Genomic DNA, 17026 nt, shown 5'->3' with positions numbered 1-17026 from the left:
GGCTCCTGCTACTTGAGCAGCGAGCGGCACATGGAACGGTATTCGCTGATGTACCCGCCGCCGAAGAACACGCAGTGCCCGGCGATCGGATACAGTTGCCACAGCGTCGTGCGCTCCTGCCATCCGGCCTTCAGCGGATGCACGCTCTGGTAACCGTCCATGATCTCGGTCAGATAGCTCATGCCGAACAGGTGCAGCATCGCGAGATCCTCCTCGCGATGACCGCCGTGTGCGGCCGGGTCGATCAGCACGGCCTCGCACGAGCCTCGGTCGTCGGCCCACATCACGTTGCCGCTCCACAGGTCACCGTGCACTCGTGCCGGCTTGTCCTGCGCCGCACGCCCCAGAAGGTCGGGCATCGCGTCGATGACGCGGTTCGTCAGGTCCATGTCGGCCTGGGTCAGCTCTCCGCGACGCATGCCCAGTTCGACCATCGGGACCAGCCGCCCCTGCGCGAAATAGGTGATCGGGTCATCCCACGCGCCGGTCGCCATCGGCACCGGATCCTGCAGCGGCCCGAAATAGCAGGTGCCGTCATATCCGGCCGGAGCCGAGCCGAAGTGGTCCGTCCCCGCGTCATGCATCCGCGCCAGGGCCGCGCCGAAATCGTGGGCCGCCTTGGCCGTGGGGGAGCAGGGGGATACGCGTTCGATGTCGAGAAAATCCTTGCCCCATTCGTAGACGTCCACCACGCGGGGTCCGCCCTGCGCCTGCGCCTCGCCGAGCCATTGCAGGCCGCGGCCCTCGCACTCGAAAAAGCCCTGCGGCGCCCACATCCTTGACTTGCGGTATCGTGCCATAATTCCTCCCCGTGACGTCCCGACTATCCACCCCTCATTGTGGGTTTTCTGTACGACAATACGATGTTTGACACATTCTTAGGGGACGCTGAGTACCCTTGTCCACGGTAAAGGACGGACAATCATTCAAGAGGGATCATGAATTTCTTCCAAGCGATTATTCTGGGAATCGTGCAGGCGCTCACCGAGTATCTTCCGGTGTCGTCCAGCGCGCATATCCGCATCATCGGAGATCTGATGCTGGGCGCGGATCCCGGCGCGGCATTCACCGCCATCATCCAGATCGGCACCGAGCTCGCGGTGATCCTGTATTTCCGTCGTGACATCATCAACATCCTGTCGCACTGGTTCGGATGCCTGTTCGGCAAGAACGGCCCGGACTGGCGTGCGCGCATGGGTCGCGGCGACAAGTACGCGACGCTCGGATGGAACGTCATCGTCGGCTCGATTCCGATCATCATCCTCGGCTTCACGCTGCAGAACATCATCGAGACGTCGCTGCGCAACCTGTGGATCACCGTTACCGTGCTGTTCCTGTTCGGTCTGCTGCTGTGGATCGTGGACGCCCGCTCCCGGCAGATCAAGACCATGGACGACATGAACTATCGCGACGCCTTCCTGTTCGGCCTCGGCCAGTCGATGGCGCTCATCCCCGGCGTGTCCCGCTCCGGCGGCACCATCACCGTCGGCCGTGCGCTGGGATACACGCGCGAATCGGCCGTGCGCCTGAGCTTCCTCATGGCCATCCCCGCGGTGTTCGGCTCCGGCCTGCTCGAAGCGGTCAAGGCCGTGAAGAACGCCGGGACCGATCGCATGTTCCCCGGCTGGATTCCGACCATCATCGCGATGATCATCAGCTTCCTGCTCGGCTACATCGTCATCATCGGGTTCCTGAAGTTCGTCTCCACGTTCTCGTACAAGGCGTTCTCCATCTATCGCATCGGCCTGTCGGTGATCGTCGCGCTGCTGCTGCTGTTCGGCGCCCTGAAGCCGTATGAGCCGGTGAAGGCCGCCAGCGCGGCCAGCGTCGTCAATCCGGTCAGCATCGTCACCGTGGAGCAATCCGCAGCCGCGGTCAGATGACGGCGGCAGGGTGACGTTGCAGTCATCGCTGTAACGTCACGAAACACGCTTGGATGGCGTCCGGTTCGCGGCTTCGCGGAACGGACGCCATTTGCGTTGCCGTGAGATTATGCGGCCCGCGTCACTTGCCGCGACTGCGCAGGAAGGCCTCCGCCTCGCGCACCAGCTGTTCCGCGGCCGGAGCGCCGAAGCGCGCCACCTGATCGGCTTTCTCCTGCATGTCGTAATCATGCTCAAGGTGTTTCACGTATTGGGCGAGGTCGTCGTTGCAGCGCGTCAGCACCGAAGCCTGCGCCTTCCACTGTTCGGCCTTGCCGGCGAGGTCGCCCGGATCCAGCTCGACGCCGATGCGGTCGGACAATGCCGCGAGCATCTGCATGGTGGCCTGCGCGCATTCGTCGCTGCCGAGGTATTGCGGGACGGACACCCACATCGACGTGGTCGAGAATCCCTCCTCGCATGCCATGCAATCCAGCACGGTCGGGATGCCGACAGGGCCGCTGTATTCCCGGTCCATGTCGCACTGACACTGCTGGTCGCTGATGTCGAGCGGCAGCGCGCGCGTGTGCGGGCAGTCGGCGAACATGGCGCCCATGGTCACGATATGGCGGACGTCAAGCTCCTCGGCGATGCGCATGCTTTGACGGCAGTAGTCGTTCCAACGGTAGTTGGGCTCGGGCGCGATCTGCGCATACAGGGTCGTCGAGGGCGCCACGTCGATGGCGTAGAACGTCGTCTGCGGCCATAGGATCCGGCGTCGGCCCGTCACCTTGCACAGCATCGGGCGCGCGACCTGGTAGTCGTAGTACCCATCGCAGCGGATGTGGCGGATCTCGCGTGAATCGTAGCGCGACACGAGATGCCGGATGACGTTGGTGGCTGCCTGGCATGCGTCGTTCCAGCCTTCGAATGCGGCGATCATCACCGGTTCATGCGCTTTCGCTTCTTCACTCATATCAACCAATGTAACGGTTCCTCGCAGTTGGTGCAGGCGGCTTATGCCATCAGAGAATCGCGGTATAGCAAGGCCTGTGGGTGATCGGTCGCAGGCCGTGACATCGCGCGACACGCCGGATTTGGCAAATCCCATGGTTGTCACTATAGTTGCTATCTGTTGCTTGACGGCATGACGCTGGTCAAGGAAACGCGGACATAGCTTAGTTGGTAAAGCGCAACCTTGCCAAGGTTGAGACCGCGGGTTCGAGTCCCGTTGTCCGCTCTAAGGTCCGAAGAGTTGACGACCTTTGCGGTGGGTTAGCCAAGCGGTTAGGCAGCGGCCTGCAAAGCCGTATAGACGAGTTCGACTCTCGTACCCACCTCTCGTTTGCATGGAATCCGTAACATGATGGTTTCCGTCAAATGGTACAGACCCGGGCGGTTGGCGCAGAGGTAGCGCACTTCCCTGACACGGAAGGGGTCACAAGTTCGAATCTTGTATCGCCCACCATATTCCTCTTATATGTAGCGCCTTCGGGTGTTTCTGCCTATAACCCGTTTTTACCGTGCCTCATTGCCTCCGCTGGCAGGCTGATACCCGGTATCTCCGCTTCGAGGGGTTGATCTCGCGCTCTCGGAACATCTATCTGCGTTTCAAGGGGTTGCCCAAACGCGATATCCGGAGTATGCGGGGACATCCCGCATTGGAATCATGCGGTTTCCGGCCCGGCTCTACTCGGGCACCAACCCCTCGAAACGCAGATAGATGTCCGAACGAGCCTGAAGCACCCCCTCGAAACGCAATTAGACTCCAGAACCCCGCCCGATTGCTCATCCCGCGTTGCATTGCCCGGAGTGGATGCGTTCCGCGGCCCGGTCGGTGAACGCATCCATGCGATACTGCTTGTGCCCGGTGCTGGCCGCGTAATCGATGCTCTGCTGGATCAGGGCGCGGTTCGCGCCCATGTACTTGACCGCGTAGCTGTTCGTCACGCCTTCGGTGCGGTTCACGCCGTTCTGCATGATGGCCTCGGGCTCGATGGTGCCGCAGCGCATGTGGATGGCGTGGTGGGACAACTCGTGCCTCACGCCCGCGGCCGGCGCGTAGGTCATGTTCCAGTCGGGCATGCTGCGGTTGCCGTAGATCACGTTCGGCGTGGCAGGGCAGTAGAAGCCGAACGTCTCGGACTTCGTCAGCGCCTTGTTGTCGCCGTCATCGGTGCCCGCAAACGCCGGGCACTGTCTGAATCCCTCGTCGATGTCCCAGCTGAGCTTCATGTCCGCGAGCTCCACCAGTTTCTGCGCGCTGGCGGCGTTGCCACTCCCCAGCGAGTTCGAGGCTTTGGCGACGCGCTGTTCCAGCTCGTCCCAGGTAGGCCTGAGCGTGATTGATTTGCTGCCGTCGACCGTGTACTTCTTGCCATCGTTGCCGGTAACGGTCATCGAAACGCCGAGCGCCTGCCCTTTCTTAAACCGTGCTTCAAGGGTGTCGACGGTGGTTCGGTACGAGTCGATCTTCGCATCCAGCGCATCGGGGTCCTCGCTGGTCTCGTCCGCTGCCGCCTTGGCCTCGTTCACGGTGCCCAGCAACGCCGCCATGTATCCCGTCATGTAGTCGGTGCCGTCCTGCGTGTCGGGTATCCGGTATTCGCTCATGAACATGGTGTTGTTGTTGAGTATCTCGTCCTTGTAATGATCGAGTTTGTCGGTCACGTAGGTCACCATGCTCTCGTATCCGGGCCACTCGTCCATGCGGTAGACGGTGGCGGTCGGCTCGGGGTCGGCCTGATTCGGGTCGGAGGGAGACGCGTTGCCGTAGCTGTTGGTCGGCTCGTTGGCACCTTGGCTGATATGGTTCTTCGCCACCGTCATGAGCCCGGCGGTCACGGCGATGAACAGCAGCGCGGGTATGACGATTACGGCGGCGACTATCGCCGTGATGCCGCCCGCCCCGATGCCTGTTTTCCTCGGGGGCTGCATCGGGCGGTACTGCTGGTATGGCGGCATCGGGTACGGCGGGTATGGGGGATGGGCCTGACGATTTGTTTGGCCCGTGGTGAACGGGGATGATGCCGACGATGATGCGCCGTTGAGCGTCCTGGACCATGGGGCGGGCGCTTCGTATGAGCCCTGTGTCGCACGGGCTTCAGGAGTCGGGAAAGGGCCGGGCGCATACGGCCCGGATGTGGGAGGCCGCGTGGCTGAAGAGAATCCGTATGGGGTGTGCGGTTGTGGTGCCTGGCGCTGCCGTGATGCTCCTGTCGGGCCCGACGCGCCTGTGATGGGTATCGACTCGGTCGGCATTGATATGGTCGGCACTGACTCGGTCGGCGTGCCTTCCCTGTATGACTCGTATTGCGGATCGCCATAGGGTTCCTGCGGCTGCTGTTCGGTCATGACGTCTCCTTTGCCCCCGTTGCGTCGATTATCGCGTGTCGGTCTGCGTTGTTCAAGTCATGTGCTTTCGTCGTAGCCGCGGACTGCATGGCGACTCGCCGTAATGGTTGCGCTCGCCGATGATGTCACGTAAAATGAACATTTGTTGTTTGCGGGTGATTGGCGCAGCGGCTAGCGCACTTCCTTCACACGGAAGGGGTCGTAGGTTCGATTCCTACATCACCCACGATGCCGGTCTTGTATCGGTATACTGCGGACATAGCTTAGTTGGTAAAGCGCAACCTTGCCAAGGTTGAGACCGCGGGTTCGAGTCCCGTTGTCCGCTCCATCAATCCGCTCTGGTCTATGGGGCTTCGGATACGGTGTTTTCAGCGCCCGTACAATACCCCGCTGCTCGCTTCGCGTTTCACCTACCGGCGTAAGAGCTTCAGTCATTTAGGTAATTGCCGCAGTCCTCTGCTCCCAACTTTGAAGCGGTACTGTTAAGCCCTTATCGAAAAAACCGATAGCACTTCCGAAATGTTGTTTCGTCCGCTACTGTACGGTGAATCGATGGAATCAAGAGCGGTGCCGCACCTGTATCAGGCGTCGCGTCGTCATGACACGAAAGGAGATGACATGTCCGATACGGCATGGAATTGGGTGGCGCTGGGTGCCACTGTTGTGCTGTTTGCGGGTTTGGCTTATCTGAGTATCAGGAAGAAAGCGGGATTCAGCGTCCGCGTGCTGATCGCGACCGTACTGGGCATTGTGGTCGGTATCGCGTTCAAGGGACATACCGACTATGTGGCGGCGTTCGGCAGCGTATGGTCGAACGCGATCGCGGCTATTGTGGTGCCGTTGCTGCTGTTCAGCGTGATCGCGGCGATCACCAATCTGGGAGAATCGCTCAAGCTGAGGAACATCGGTATCAAGACCGTGGTGTTCCTGCTCATCAATACGTTTACCGCCGCGCTGATCACGCTGGGATTGGCCCTGCTGTTCCGCGTGGGCGAGGGCTTCAAGTTCACGCTGCCCACCGACTACCAGCAGCGCGAGGTGCCCGCTGTGCTCGACACGATTGTGGCGCTGTTCCCGACGAACCTCGTCCAGAACTGGTATTCCAATCAGGTCGTGCCCGTGGTGATCTTCGCGATCCTCGTGGCCGTCGCCTACAACTCCGCCGCCAAGACCGCCAAGGGCGCCGCGGCCGTCAAACCGTTCAAGGCGTTCGTGGATGCCGGCAACGTAGTGCTGTCCAAGGCCACGCAGATCGTTGTCGGATTCACTCCGTACGCGGTGCTCGCGCTGATCGCCGCCGCTGTGAGCAACAGTGATGTGGCGGCACTGCTACCGCTGGTCACCGTGCTCGTGGTCGCGTACGTCGCGATGATCCTGCAGCTGTTCATCGTGCAGCCGCTCATCCTGTCCGTCACGACGCGCCTGAGCCCGATTCCGTTCTTCAAGGCATACTGGCCCACCGGCGTGGTGGCGTTCACCTCCGAAAGCAGCATCGGCACGATTCCCGTGACCGTGCGCAACCTGCGCTCCAACGGCGTGCCCGGCGATATCGCGTCCTTCGTTGCCAGTCTTGGCGCGAACCTCGGCATGCCTGGATGCGCCGGCGTGTGGCCCGTGCTGCTCGCTGTGTTCGCAGTGAACGCCCAGGGAATTTCGTACTCGCCCGCCCAGTTCCTGTTCCTGGTGGTGCTCGCCCTGCTTGTGTCCATCGGCACAGTGGGCGTGCCCGGCACCGCGACGATCACCGCGACCTCGCTGTTCGCGGCGGCCGGTCTGCCGATCCCGTTCATCGCGATCAGCCAGCCGATCTCGCAGATCGTCGATATGGGCCGCACCGCTCTCAACGTGGCCGGTGCCGCCAACACGGCGGTGATCGTGGCCGCCACCGAGAAGGACCTCGACAAGGACCTCTACTATGGACGCAAGGAGTTCGAGGATGAGGACGCCAGCGAGGACGAGGACGCCGTCGCGGCCGCGCAACCGGAAGCCAAGGCACCCGTCGAAGCGCCGGCGGCAGGCAAGCCCTCCGGTCTCGGTGCCGTGAAGGGCGCCTCCTCCGCCAACCTGCTGAACTTCTCTCCAGCCTCCGCGCTGGAGGGCACCGGTGAGGAACAATGCGGCATCAAGCCTTCCAGAAAGAAGGACTGATACTCCGCCTCCAAGGTACGTTGCCGGGGCCGTCGCCATGGTTCTCCCCATGATCGGGAACCGCGGCGACGGCCCCGTTCGCATGCCCGGCGGCCCCGGCCGCGGAGCATGAACGAGGCATTGTCTGCGCGGGTTCCTATCGTTGCCACTGTTGATTACCAGTCCAGGCCTGCACATTGGTAACGCGGGCCCCGATAGCAAAGGACACATCATGGCGCTAAGCTCCATCTCCATCACAGTCAACGGCGAAGCGAAGGAGGTGGAAGCAACCACCACCGGCGTCGAGCTCTTCGCGGACGACAAGGACATCATTGCCGTCCGCCTCAACGGCGAACTGCGCGACCTGTGCACGCCGCTCAGCGACGGCGACGCGGTCGAACCCGTCGCGATCGATTCCGAAGACGGCCTCGGCATCATGCGCCACTCCGCCACGCATGTCATGGCCCAGGCGGTCCAGGAGCTGTTCCCGAACGTGAAGCTGGGCGTCGGCCCGATCATCAAGGACGGCTTCTACTACGACTTCCAGGTCGACGAACCCTTCACCCCGGACGACCTGAAGGCGATCGAAAAGCACATGCAGCGCATCGTCAAGTCCGCCCAGTCCTTCCGCCGCCGTGTGGTCACCGAGGAGGAGGCCCTCAAGGAGGAGACCGACCAGCCATTCAAGATCGAGCTGATCGAGGACAAGGAAGCGCACCTCGACCCGTCCACCGCCACCGAGGTCTCCGGCAAGGAGCTGAGCTTCTACGACAACGTCGACCGTGACGGCAACACCGTCTGGAAGGACCTGTGCCGCGGACCGCACCTGCCGAACACCCGCTTCATCAAGGCGTTCAAGATCGAGCGTTCCGCCGCCGCCTACTGGCGCGGATCCGAGAAGAACCCCACCATGCAGCGCATCTACGGCACCGCGTGGGCCACCAAGGAAGACCTCAAGGCCTACCAGACCCGCCTGGAGGAGGCTGCCAAGCGCGACCACCGCAAGCTCGGCGCCGAGATGGACCTGTTCTCCTTCCCGGAGGAGATCGGACCCGGTCTGGCCGTGTTCCACCCCAAGGGCGCCGCGGTGATCAACGCGATGGAGGACTACTCGCGTGAGATGCACCGTAAGCACCACTACAGCTTCGTGCAGACCCCGCACATCACCAAGGGCGGCCTGTACGAGACCTCCGGCCACCTGCACTGGTACAAGGACGGCATGTACCCGCCGATGCACCTGGACGAGGAGTACGACGCCGACGGCAACATCACCAAGCCGGGCGCCGACTACTACCTGAAGCCCATGAACTGCCCGATGCACAATCTGATCTTCAAGTCGCGCCAGCGCTCCTACCGCGAGCTGCCGCTGCGTCTGTTCGAGTTCGGCACCGTGTACCGTTACGAGAAGTCCGGCGAGGTCCACGGCCTGACCCGCGTGCGCGGTCTGACTCAGGACGACTCCCACATCTACTGCACCCGCGAGCAGATGAAGGACGAGCTGACCAGCCTGCTGACCTTCGTGCTGAACCTGCTCAAGGACTTCGGCCTGTCTGACTTCTACCTTGAGCTGTCCACCAAGGATCCGGACAAGTACGTCGGTTCCGACGAGATCTGGGAAGAGGCCACCCGCACGCTGCGCGAGGTCGCCGAGGCATCCCACCTCGACCTCGTGGCCGACCCGGGCGGCGCCGCGTTCTACGGCCCGAAGATCTCCGTGCAGGCCCGCGACGCGATCGGCCGTACCTGGCAGGTCTCGACCATCCAGCTCGATTTCAACCTGCCCGAGCGTTTCCAGCTCGAATACATCGCGAAGGACGGCACCCACCAGCGTCCGGTGATGATTCATCGTGCCCTGTTCGGCTCCATCGAACGCTTCTTCGCCGTGCTGCTGGAGCACTATGCCGGTGCGTTCCCGGCATGGCTCGCCCCCGTGCAGGTGCTCGGCGTGCCGGTGGCCGACGAGTTCGCGCCGCATCTGGCCGGTTTTGTCAAGTCGCTGGAGGACGAGATGGTCCGCTGCGAGATCGACTACTCCGACGACCGCTTCGGGAAGAAGATCCGCAACGCCTCCAAGTCCAAGGTGCCGTTCATCCTCATCGTCGGCGAAGAGGATATGAACAACAACGCGGTGAGCTTCCGCTTCCGCGATGGCAGCCAGCTCAACGGCGTGCCGGTGGACGAGGCGCGCGAGAAGATTCTCGCCGTCATCAAGAAGCGCGCGCAGGTCAACTCCGCGGACGACTTCGCCGCCGCATTGGCATAAGGTGACGCACGGGCCCCTCGCGCCCGTTGAAGACCCCCGTCAGCAACCGTTTCGCTGCCGACGGGGGTCTTTCCATAAGTGATGTCAAGACTCGCTCATTTTGTGCACTATATTTACAAAGATGGGATGACGTGATATATTGACGCTGGATTGTAAAGTCGCGGTCCATTCAATAGACCGGATAATGGTGTGGTTCAATAGCGAGCCTGCCAGGAGATACAGAGAAAGAGCCATCATCCCATGAATATCAAACGACGTGGCCTCGCAAGATTCATGTCACTGATCTGCGCATCGGCGATGCTGCTGGTGCCGGCCTCATCGGCCTTGGCGCAGCACAACGCAGAGGCGGCGGCAGCGGCGGAATCATCCACTTCCACAGTGTCCAACCTCGCGACCATGGCGACGGTCACCGCGTCCGGTCGCGAAGTCAGTTCCGGATTCGGGCCGGAACTGGCCGCCGACAACCAGGATCTGCCGGACAACCCCACCGACAAAAGCGTGCACAACGCATCCGGCGCCTCGCGCTGGAGCGCCGACAGGGGGAGCGGCCCCTGGTGGCTGGCCTACGAATTCCCCGGCGAAGCGACGATTTCCAGTGTGAACATCGCCTGGGGCAACACCTATGCGACGAATTACTCCATCCAGACTTCCGATGACGGCTCCAACTGGACCGATGTGAAGACGGGACTCAAGGCGACGGCACAGGCGCAATGGGTCAAAACCACATTCGACACGCCGATCAAAACCCGGCACATCCGCATGATCGCGACCACGAAGAGCCAATCCTGGTCGCTTTCCGTGTGGGAGATGCGCACGATGGGGACCATCTCGGCAGTTGCCACCGACCCGTTGAGCCGGCTCACCCCGAGGCCGCTATATGCGCAATCCGCTGACGGAGAGGCGTTTGAACTTAAGAAGAACACCTGCGTGTCCGTGAGCGACGGCAGCCTCCTGCCTGCGGTTGACGTCATGCGTGACGAGCTCGGCACCTCGTACGGCCTGAAACTCGCCGAAGGCACGAACTGCCCGATCACCTTCACCCTTGACGAGAACCTAGACGTCACCGGTCACGTCGGTTCCGCCCAGTCGATCACCGCCGATGAGGCCTACACGATCGTCTCCGACGCCGACTCGGTCACCGTCAAGGCCCGCAGCGCCACCGCGGGCATATGGGCGGCGCAGACGTTGCTGCAGCTGATCGGTCCGTGGACGAACTCCACGGTGAAGCTTGCCGATGTCGCTTTCATCCCGGCCGTCAACATCGCCGACGCCCCGCGTTACCAGTGGCGCGGCGTGCTGGTCGACCCGGCGCGTTCCTTCTACCCGCTCGATGAGATGAAGCAGATGATCGACGTGATGTCGGCCTACAAGATGAACACGCTGCACCTGCACCTGAGCGAGGACGAGGGCTTCCGCGTCGAGATCACCAATGACGGGCGTGCGGACGGCGATACGACCGACTACACGCAGCTCGCGATCAAGTCCGGCGCCATCAGCTACCAGTCCGCGTGGACCAGCAACTGGTCCCCGGCACAGGACGGGCGCACCGGCTACTGGACGCAGAGCGAGTTCATCGAACTGGTCGCCTACGCCGCCGATCACGGCATCGCCATCGTGCCCGAGATCGACGGTCCCGGACATTCCTTCAGCCTGCTGCACGGCCTTGCCGAGCTCAACACCGGCAACTCCAACCCGAAGCCTGCGGCCGGCGAGGACACCCCCGCCTTCATCCAGTCTGCGCAGGGCAGGAGCAGCCTCGCGACTGATGCCGACATCACCTACACCGTGCTGGGGCATATCATGGACCAGCTCGACGGCATGATCGACAAGGGCATCAAGGCGTCCACCATGCCTGCGTCCGAGCTCAAACGCATGTACTTCCACCTGGGCGGCGATGAGCTGTTCCTCAGCGGCGGCGCCGGCAACAAGACGGAACGTCTACAGGAGTATCTCGGACGGTCCGGAGCGCTGGTCAAGGAACGTGACAAGACCACCATCGTGTGGAACGACGGCCTCGACGCGGTTGACCAGATCCCCGAAGGATCCGTGGTGCAGCATTGGACCGGCAACGCAGCCAACAATGCCAGCATCCAGAAGCTGCTCAACCAGCGCAACGGCAAGATCATCATGTCGCCGGCCGGCAACACCTACTTCCCGCAGCGTCCCGGCACCGAGACCACTGGCGTGACCTGGGCGTGCGGCGCCTGCACGACCAGCAACTTCTACCAGTGGAACCCGACCTCATCCGCCGGCACCACCGAGGACAAGGTTCTGGGCGTCGAGGATGCGCTGTGGAGCGAGCACCTGCGTTCTCTCAACGACGCCGAATTCCTGATGTACACCCGCATGATGGCGACCGCCGAGGTCGGCTGGACCCAGCAGAACCGCAAGGATTACGACAACTGGAACAAGCGCGTCGGCGACATCGCCATCGACCTGATGAACCGTGGCGCCAACTTCCACAAGGCCACTGAGGTGACCAGCTGGAAGGGTTCGTACGCGGCTGTCGACGCGGCCGAGCAGAAGGTGACCGACGGCAAGGTGCTTGTCGGACGGTACGCCGAACCCGGCCTGACCGGCACCGATGGCCTGAGCTTCACTGCCACGTACACGGCCGAGGGCGGTACCGCGGTCAATCTGCCGGTGACACCGGACATGAAGCAGACCTACAGCCAACAGCAGCTGAAGAACGGTCGTCTCGTCGTCAACGGGGCGCACATGAACTCCATCGTCGACGTGTACGTCACCTTGCCGTCCGACGTGCTCGCGGCCGACAGCGAGGCCGTAGGCCGTCTCGACGTCTCCGTGTCCTCCTCCACCTACCCGATCCCTTCGGATTCCTCGATGAGCATCGCTATCAAGGACGGTAAGGTGACTCAGACTTGGACCGGCGACGAGCGTCCGACGCCTGATCCGGATCCCGAACCGGAGGTGACGGTCGTCTCCATAAAGGCTTCGACCTCGCAGTCCGACGTGAAGGTCGGTGATACGTTCGATCCGTCGAAGGTGAAGGTGGTCGCCACCAAGAGCGACAAGACGACCGCCGTGCTCGCAGCCGCGGATTACACGATCGCGGTGACCGACAAGGACGGCAACGCAATCGATGTGACCAAGCCGTTCGAGGCCGCCGGGGATTTGACCGTGACCGTGGCACTGAAGGATGACGGTTCGATCAAGGATTCGTTCACGATGACCGTCACTGACAAGGGCACGGTCGATCCTGATCCCGATCCGACCCCCAAGCCGAATCCGGACCCGCAGAAGCCGTCCGGCGACAACAAGCCCCAGATCAAGCCCGAAGGCGGAAAGCCCGGTGATGTCGTCGCCGAGACCGGTGCCAGTGTCTCTGGCGCCGCACTGGCCGCGATGATCTGCGCGGCAGGTGCCATCGTGATGCTTGCGGTTCGCCGTCAGCGTCGCTGATTCGAATCGGAACCTCTGACCAATGAACGAGGCCTCCGCCGTACATTTCACGGCGGAGGCCTCGCCGTATTGCCGGCCCGGCAGGCGTGCGCAGCTCCATCATCGTCCGTCATCCCGCGAAAGTCCCATTTCTGTGTCATCAGATGGGACTTTCGGCGGTGCCTGCGGTTCCTCTTGCGGCGTAATGACCGGCAGCGGCAGAACCCAGGACTGCCGTTGTCGTCTTGCCGCTTTATCATAGTGACGTTTGTCAGTATCCGTATACCTGTAGGAGCATTATGTCAGGGCATTCCAAGTGGGCGACTACCAAGCACAAGAAGGCCGCCATTGACGCCAAGCGCGGCAAGCTCTTCGCCAAGCTCATCAAGAACATCGAGATCGCGGCCCGTATGGGCGGCGGCGACCCGGATGGCAACCCGTCGCTGTACGACGCCATCTACAAGGCCAAGAAAGCGTCCATGCCGGCCGACAACATCAAGCGCGCCGTCAAGCGCGGCTCTGGTGAAGAAGCCGGTGGCGCCAACTACGAGGACATCGTGTACGAGGGCTACGCGCCTGCCGGCGTCGGCCTGATCATCGAGTGCCTGACCGACAACCGCAACCGCGCCGCCGCCGAAGTCCGTTCCACCCTGACCAAGGGCAACGGCTCGCTGGCCACCAGCGGTTCCGTCAGCTTCAACTTCGAGCGTAAGGGCCAGATCGAGGTTCCGAGCGAGGGCGTCGACTTCGACGACCTGTTCGAGAAGGCCGGCGACGCCGGTGCGGAAGACGTGATCGACGACGGCGACGTGTTCACCGTGATCACCGATCCCTCCGATCTGCATACAATCCGCAAGGCTCTGCAGGACTCTGGTTTCGACTACGACTCCGCCGATATGGTCATGCGCCCGAAGAACGAGGTGTCGCTCAGCCTTGAGGACGCCCAGAAGGTCTCCAAGCTCATCGACAACCTCGATGACCTGGACGATGTGCAGAACATCTACGCCAACTGGACCGCATCCGACGAGGTGATGGCCCAGCTCGCGGACGAGGAGTAATCCCCTGTGATCATCCTTGGCGTCGATCCCGGGCTGACACGCTGCGGGGTCGGCGTGATCGAAGCCGGCGCTAACCGCCGGCTTTCGTTTATCCACGTCGATGTGGTGCGTTCGGATCCCCATACGTCGCAGGACCTCCGACTGCTGACGATCTACAACGGGCTGTGCTCCAAAATGGACCGGTTCATTCCCGATGCGGTGTCGATCGAGCGCGTGTTCGCCCAGTCGAACCGCAACACCGTGCTGGGCACCGCCCAGGCCGCAGGAATGGCCATGCTCGCCGCAGCGCAACGGGGGATTCCCGTGGCGCTGCACACGCCGACCGAGGCGAAGCTCGCGATCACGGGCAACGGCAAGGCCGAGAAGATACAGATCGAACGCATGGTGGCCAAGGTGCTGGGGCTGAACACGTTGCCGCAGCCCGCCGATGCCGCCGACGCGCTGTCGCTGGCGATATGCCATGCCCTGCGCCCGCAAGGCGCCTTGCAGGGAGGCGAACGGGAACAGCATCTGACCGCGGCTCAACGGCAGTGGGCGCAGGCGGCGCAGAAGGCCGCTCGACGCGCCGGCGTCCGCAGCGGCATGTAATGTGTGTCGAACAGATGTTCTGCATTATGTGGATGGGCCGTCTCGACACCATATCCCGCACGACGTGCCAGTTCGGGGCGGGCGCGTTCGGTATGTGCTGTCGTTATGTGATGCGAGGCGAACGAGCTCGTGGCGGCCCATTCCGCGTGCGGTTCGGCGAGGAAAGGACGACGTGATGATCAGTACGTTAACCGGGCGCGTCGAGTCGGTGGAGGCATCCAGCGCCGTGATCGAGGTTCATGGCGTCGGGTACGAGGTCCGCATGGCGGCGGCCGATCTTGCGGCGTTGCATGCCGGTCAGGAAACGCATGTCTTCACTTCGCTGACCATATCGCAGGATGCCGTCACCCTGTTCGGGTTCCTGTCACCCGCGTCCAAACGCATGTTCCTGCAATTGCAGAAGGTCAGTGGCATCGGGCCGAAGGTCGCGCTTTCCCTGTTGTCGACGCTGCCTCCGGACCGTCTGGCCAAGGCCGTCGCGGACGGCGACACGGCGGCATTGTCCAAGGCTCCGGGCCTGGGCAAAAAAGGCGCACAGAAGATCATCCTTGAACTGGCAGGCCGCATCGACCTCGACCAGATACGGCCCGAAGCCGATGGGCCGTCGGAAAGTCGCGACCCCGGAGCCAAGCAGGTGATCGAAGGACTCGTCTCTCTGGGATGGCGCCCCCAGACCGCGGAGGAGGCCGTACGTCAGGCATGCGATGCCGCGTCCATAGCCACCCCCATCAGTGCGGAGGACGTGCCGCGGGTGCTCAAACTGGCATTGTCGTCGCTGGACAGAGGAAGGTGATATTCCATGACATCCAACATCGACATGCAGGATGGACGGACCAACACCGGCGTCTCGGAGGACTCCCTACGCATGGTCTCCGCCACCGCAATCAACGACGAGCCGATCAGCGACGAGGAACTGCGGCCTCATGCCCTTGACGGATTCGTCGGGCAGCCGCGGCTCAAGGCCCAGCTGCAGCTGTTCCTGGACGCCGCCCGCAAACGTGACACCGCCCCCGACCACATCCTGCTCGCCGGCCCTCCCGGATTGGGCAAGACCACGTTGGCGATGATCGTAGCCAACGAGCTGGAGGTGCCGATTCGCATCACGTCCGGTCCGGCAATCCAGCACGCGGGCGACTTGGCTTCGATACTCAGCTCGCTGGACGCAGGGGAAGTGCTGTTCATCGACGAGATCCACCGTCTTCCGCGCGCCGCGGAGGAACTGCTGTACATCGCCATGGAGGATTTCCGCGTCGACGTCATGGTGGGCAAGGGGCCCGGCGCCTCGTCCATCCCGTTGACGCTGCCCAGATTCACCGTGGTGGGCGCAACCACCCGGGAGGGCATGCTGCCTTCTCCGCTGCGTGCGCGTTTCGGCTTCACGGCCCATCTCGACTTCTACCCCCACGATGAGCTCGAAAAGCTGATCGAGCGATCCTCCGGCGTTCTGGGAGTGTCATTGGGGGAGGGGGCTGCCGCGGAACTCGCCCTGCGTTCTCGAGGCACGCCACGAATCGCGAACAGGCTGCTGCGCCGTGTGCGTGACTGGGCGATCGTGCATGACCTGCAAGTCGTGGACGTCGATGACGTGCGCGCCGCGCTTGCGCTCTATCAGATAGACTCCGAGGGCCTCGACCGGCTGGACATCGCCGTGCTCAACGCGATCGTGCGCAACTTCAACGGAGGACCCGTCGGCCTGAACAACCTGGCCGCGATGGTCGGCGAGGAATCGGAGACCGTCGAAACCGTATGCGAGCCGTATCTGGTCCGTGAAGGATTTCTGATCCGCACTCCCAAAGGCCGGGTCGCCACGGCCAAGGCCTGGTCTCATCTGGGTCTGGAGCCACAAGGTGAAACAAACGGAGAGGATGTCAGCAAGCTCTTCTAACATTGGTTGTTTGTTGACCGACGTCCATAGAGCATTCGTTCCCTACTGCAAGGAGAAATCATGCCGCAAGGTTCATCATCCTATCTCATCATGATCGTTTCCATCGTGCTGATCGGCATCATGATGTGGTGGCAGTCCCGCAAGGCCAAGCAGCAGCAGCAAAAGATGAAGGACTTCCGCTCCTCCCTTGAGCCCGGAACCGAGGTAATCACCATTGGCGGCATCATCGGCAAGGTAGTGTCCGTGGACGAGGAATACGAGGAGATCGTCATCGACTCCGAGGGCTCCCTACTGCGCTTCACCTTCCGCGCCATCAACAAGGAGTACACGCGTCCCGCCTTCATCCATGACGACGAAGTGGAGGACGCCGAGCAGACCGACGAAGCCGACGACCAGGCCCAGGTACCGGTGGACAAGGCGCTGGAATCCGCCGAGAACGCAACGCAGTCCGACGATTCCGCGCAGACCGCAGACGCCGAGAAGTGAC

The 17026-nt window shown here is 62.5% G+C and carries 12 protein-coding genes and 5 tRNA genes; 14 read left to right on the top strand and 3 right to left on the bottom strand.

Features of this window, described 5'->3' with window-relative positions; translation table 11 throughout:
• Positions 1–8: 8 nt before the first annotated feature.
• Positions 9–800 carry a fructosamine kinase family protein gene (locus BBBF_RS05050; RefSeq protein ID WP_003817478.1) on the bottom strand — a complete coding sequence of 264 codons (792 nt, stop codon included), beginning with the start codon at positions 798–800 and terminating at the stop codon, positions 9–11.
• 138 nt (positions 801–938) lie between these two features.
• On the opposite strand from BBBF_RS05050, the gene uppP reads away from it, so the two are divergent.
• On the top strand, positions 939–1883 hold the full coding sequence (gene uppP / locus BBBF_RS05045) for an undecaprenyl-diphosphatase UppP (RefSeq protein WP_003813246.1): 945 nt from the start codon (positions 939–941) through the stop codon (positions 1881–1883).
• Positions 1884–2004: 121 nt separating this feature from the next.
• On the opposite strand, the gene BBBF_RS05040 is transcribed toward uppP, so the two are convergent.
• Complete coding sequence (locus BBBF_RS05040) at positions 2005–2838, bottom strand: PAC2 family protein (protein WP_003813243.1); 834 nt, start codon at positions 2836–2838, stop codon at positions 2005–2007.
• A gap of 191 nt (positions 2839–3029) precedes the next feature.
• Between BBBF_RS05040 and BBBF_RS05035 the strand changes: the two genes are divergently transcribed.
• The 3 genes from BBBF_RS05035 (at position 3030) to BBBF_RS05025 (ending at position 3330) form a co-directional block, all read left to right on the top strand.
• A tRNA-Gly gene (locus BBBF_RS05035) sits at positions 3030–3102 on the top strand.
• Between the two features lie 29 nt (positions 3103–3131).
• A tRNA-Cys gene (locus BBBF_RS05030) sits at positions 3132–3202 on the top strand.
• Between the two features lie 53 nt (positions 3203–3255).
• Positions 3256–3330: transfer RNA gene (locus tag BBBF_RS05025), tRNA-Val, on the top strand.
• Positions 3331–3650: 320 nt separating this feature from the next.
• Here BBBF_RS05025 and BBBF_RS05020 read toward each other — a convergent pair.
• Positions 3651–4799, bottom strand: coding sequence for a hypothetical protein (locus BBBF_RS05020; protein ID WP_229058158.1), 1149 nt, complete (start codon positions 4797–4799; stop codon positions 3651–3653).
• A 570-nt stretch (positions 4800–5369) separates the two neighbouring features.
• Here BBBF_RS05020 and BBBF_RS05015 point away from each other — a divergent pair.
• The 10 genes from BBBF_RS05015 to yajC all read left to right on the top strand — a co-directional run bounded on the left by BBBF_RS05015 (position 5370) and on the right by yajC (position 17025).
• Positions 5370–5442 (top strand) — tRNA-Val (locus BBBF_RS05015).
• Positions 5443–5468: 26 nt separating this feature from the next.
• Positions 5469–5544: transfer RNA gene (locus tag BBBF_RS05010), tRNA-Gly, on the top strand.
• A gap of 290 nt (positions 5545–5834) precedes the next feature.
• On the top strand, positions 5835–7364 hold the full coding sequence (locus BBBF_RS05005) for a dicarboxylate/amino acid:cation symporter (protein WP_013363492.1): 1530 nt from the start codon (positions 5835–5837) through the stop codon (positions 7362–7364).
• A 211-nt stretch (positions 7365–7575) separates the two neighbouring features.
• On the top strand, positions 7576–9606 hold the full coding sequence (gene thrS / locus BBBF_RS05000) for a threonine--tRNA ligase (RefSeq protein ID WP_003820200.1): 2031 nt from the start codon (positions 7576–7578) through the stop codon (positions 9604–9606).
• Between the two features lie 240 nt (positions 9607–9846).
• On the top strand, positions 9847–13029 hold the full coding sequence (locus tag BBBF_RS04995; protein ID WP_003813234.1) for a family 20 glycosylhydrolase: 3183 nt from the start codon (positions 9847–9849) through the stop codon (positions 13027–13029).
• A 278-nt stretch (positions 13030–13307) separates the two neighbouring features.
• Positions 13308–14066 carry a YebC/PmpR family DNA-binding transcriptional regulator gene (locus tag BBBF_RS04990; protein ID WP_003813232.1) on the top strand — a complete coding sequence of 253 codons (759 nt, stop codon included), beginning with the start codon at positions 13308–13310 and terminating at the stop codon, positions 14064–14066.
• 6 nt (positions 14067–14072) lie between these two features.
• Positions 14073–14654 (top strand): crossover junction endodeoxyribonuclease RuvC, encoded by a 582-nt coding sequence (gene ruvC, locus BBBF_RS04985; RefSeq protein ID WP_003813230.1) that lies wholly within the window; start codon positions 14073–14075, stop codon positions 14652–14654.
• A gap of 175 nt (positions 14655–14829) precedes the next feature.
• Positions 14830–15447, top strand: coding sequence for a Holliday junction branch migration protein RuvA (gene ruvA, locus BBBF_RS04980; RefSeq protein ID WP_003813225.1), 618 nt, complete (start codon positions 14830–14832; stop codon positions 15445–15447).
• Between the two features lie 6 nt (positions 15448–15453).
• Positions 15454–16539, top strand: coding sequence for a Holliday junction branch migration DNA helicase RuvB (gene ruvB / locus BBBF_RS04975; RefSeq protein ID WP_003820196.1), 1086 nt, complete (start codon positions 15454–15456; stop codon positions 16537–16539).
• Between the two features lie 60 nt (positions 16540–16599).
• On the top strand, positions 16600–17025 hold the full coding sequence (yajC, locus tag BBBF_RS04970; RefSeq protein WP_003817459.1) for a preprotein translocase subunit YajC: 426 nt from the start codon (positions 16600–16602) through the stop codon (positions 17023–17025).
• Position 17026 lies beyond the last annotated feature (1 nt).

The sequence above is a fragment of the Bifidobacterium bifidum ATCC 29521 = JCM 1255 = DSM 20456 genome, assembly GCF_001025135.1.
Classification (GTDB): Bacteria; Actinomycetota; Actinomycetes; order Actinomycetales; family Bifidobacteriaceae; genus Bifidobacterium; species Bifidobacterium bifidum.
This window is presented reverse-complemented; position numbering and strand designations above follow the sequence as displayed.

Coding starts and splice junctions, on each gene's coding strand:
- BBBF_RS05050 (WP_003817478.1), bottom strand. CDS start 800: ATGGCACGATACCGCAAGTCAAGGATGTGGGCGCCGCAGGGCTTTTTC.
- uppP (WP_003813246.1), top strand. CDS start 939: ATGAATTTCTTCCAAGCGATTATTCTGGGAATCGTGCAGGCGCTCACC.
- BBBF_RS05040 (WP_003813243.1), bottom strand. CDS start 2,838: ATGAGTGAAGAAGCGAAAGCGCATGAACCGGTGATGATCGCCGCATTC.
- BBBF_RS05020 (WP_229058158.1), bottom strand. CDS start 4,799: ATGCAGCCCCCGAGGAAAACAGGCATCGGGGCGGGCGGCATCACGGCG.
- BBBF_RS05005 (WP_013363492.1), top strand. CDS start 5,835: ATGTCCGATACGGCATGGAATTGGGTGGCGCTGGGTGCCACTGTTGTG.
- thrS (WP_003820200.1), top strand. CDS start 7,576: ATGGCGCTAAGCTCCATCTCCATCACAGTCAACGGCGAAGCGAAGGAG.
- BBBF_RS04995 (WP_003813234.1), top strand. CDS start 9,847: ATGAATATCAAACGACGTGGCCTCGCAAGATTCATGTCACTGATCTGC.
- BBBF_RS04990 (WP_003813232.1), top strand. CDS start 13,308: ATGTCAGGGCATTCCAAGTGGGCGACTACCAAGCACAAGAAGGCCGCC.
- ruvA (WP_003813225.1), top strand. CDS start 14,830: ATGATCAGTACGTTAACCGGGCGCGTCGAGTCGGTGGAGGCATCCAGC.
- ruvB (WP_003820196.1), top strand. CDS start 15,454: ATGACATCCAACATCGACATGCAGGATGGACGGACCAACACCGGCGTC.
- yajC (WP_003817459.1), top strand. CDS start 16,600: ATGCCGCAAGGTTCATCATCCTATCTCATCATGATCGTTTCCATCGTG.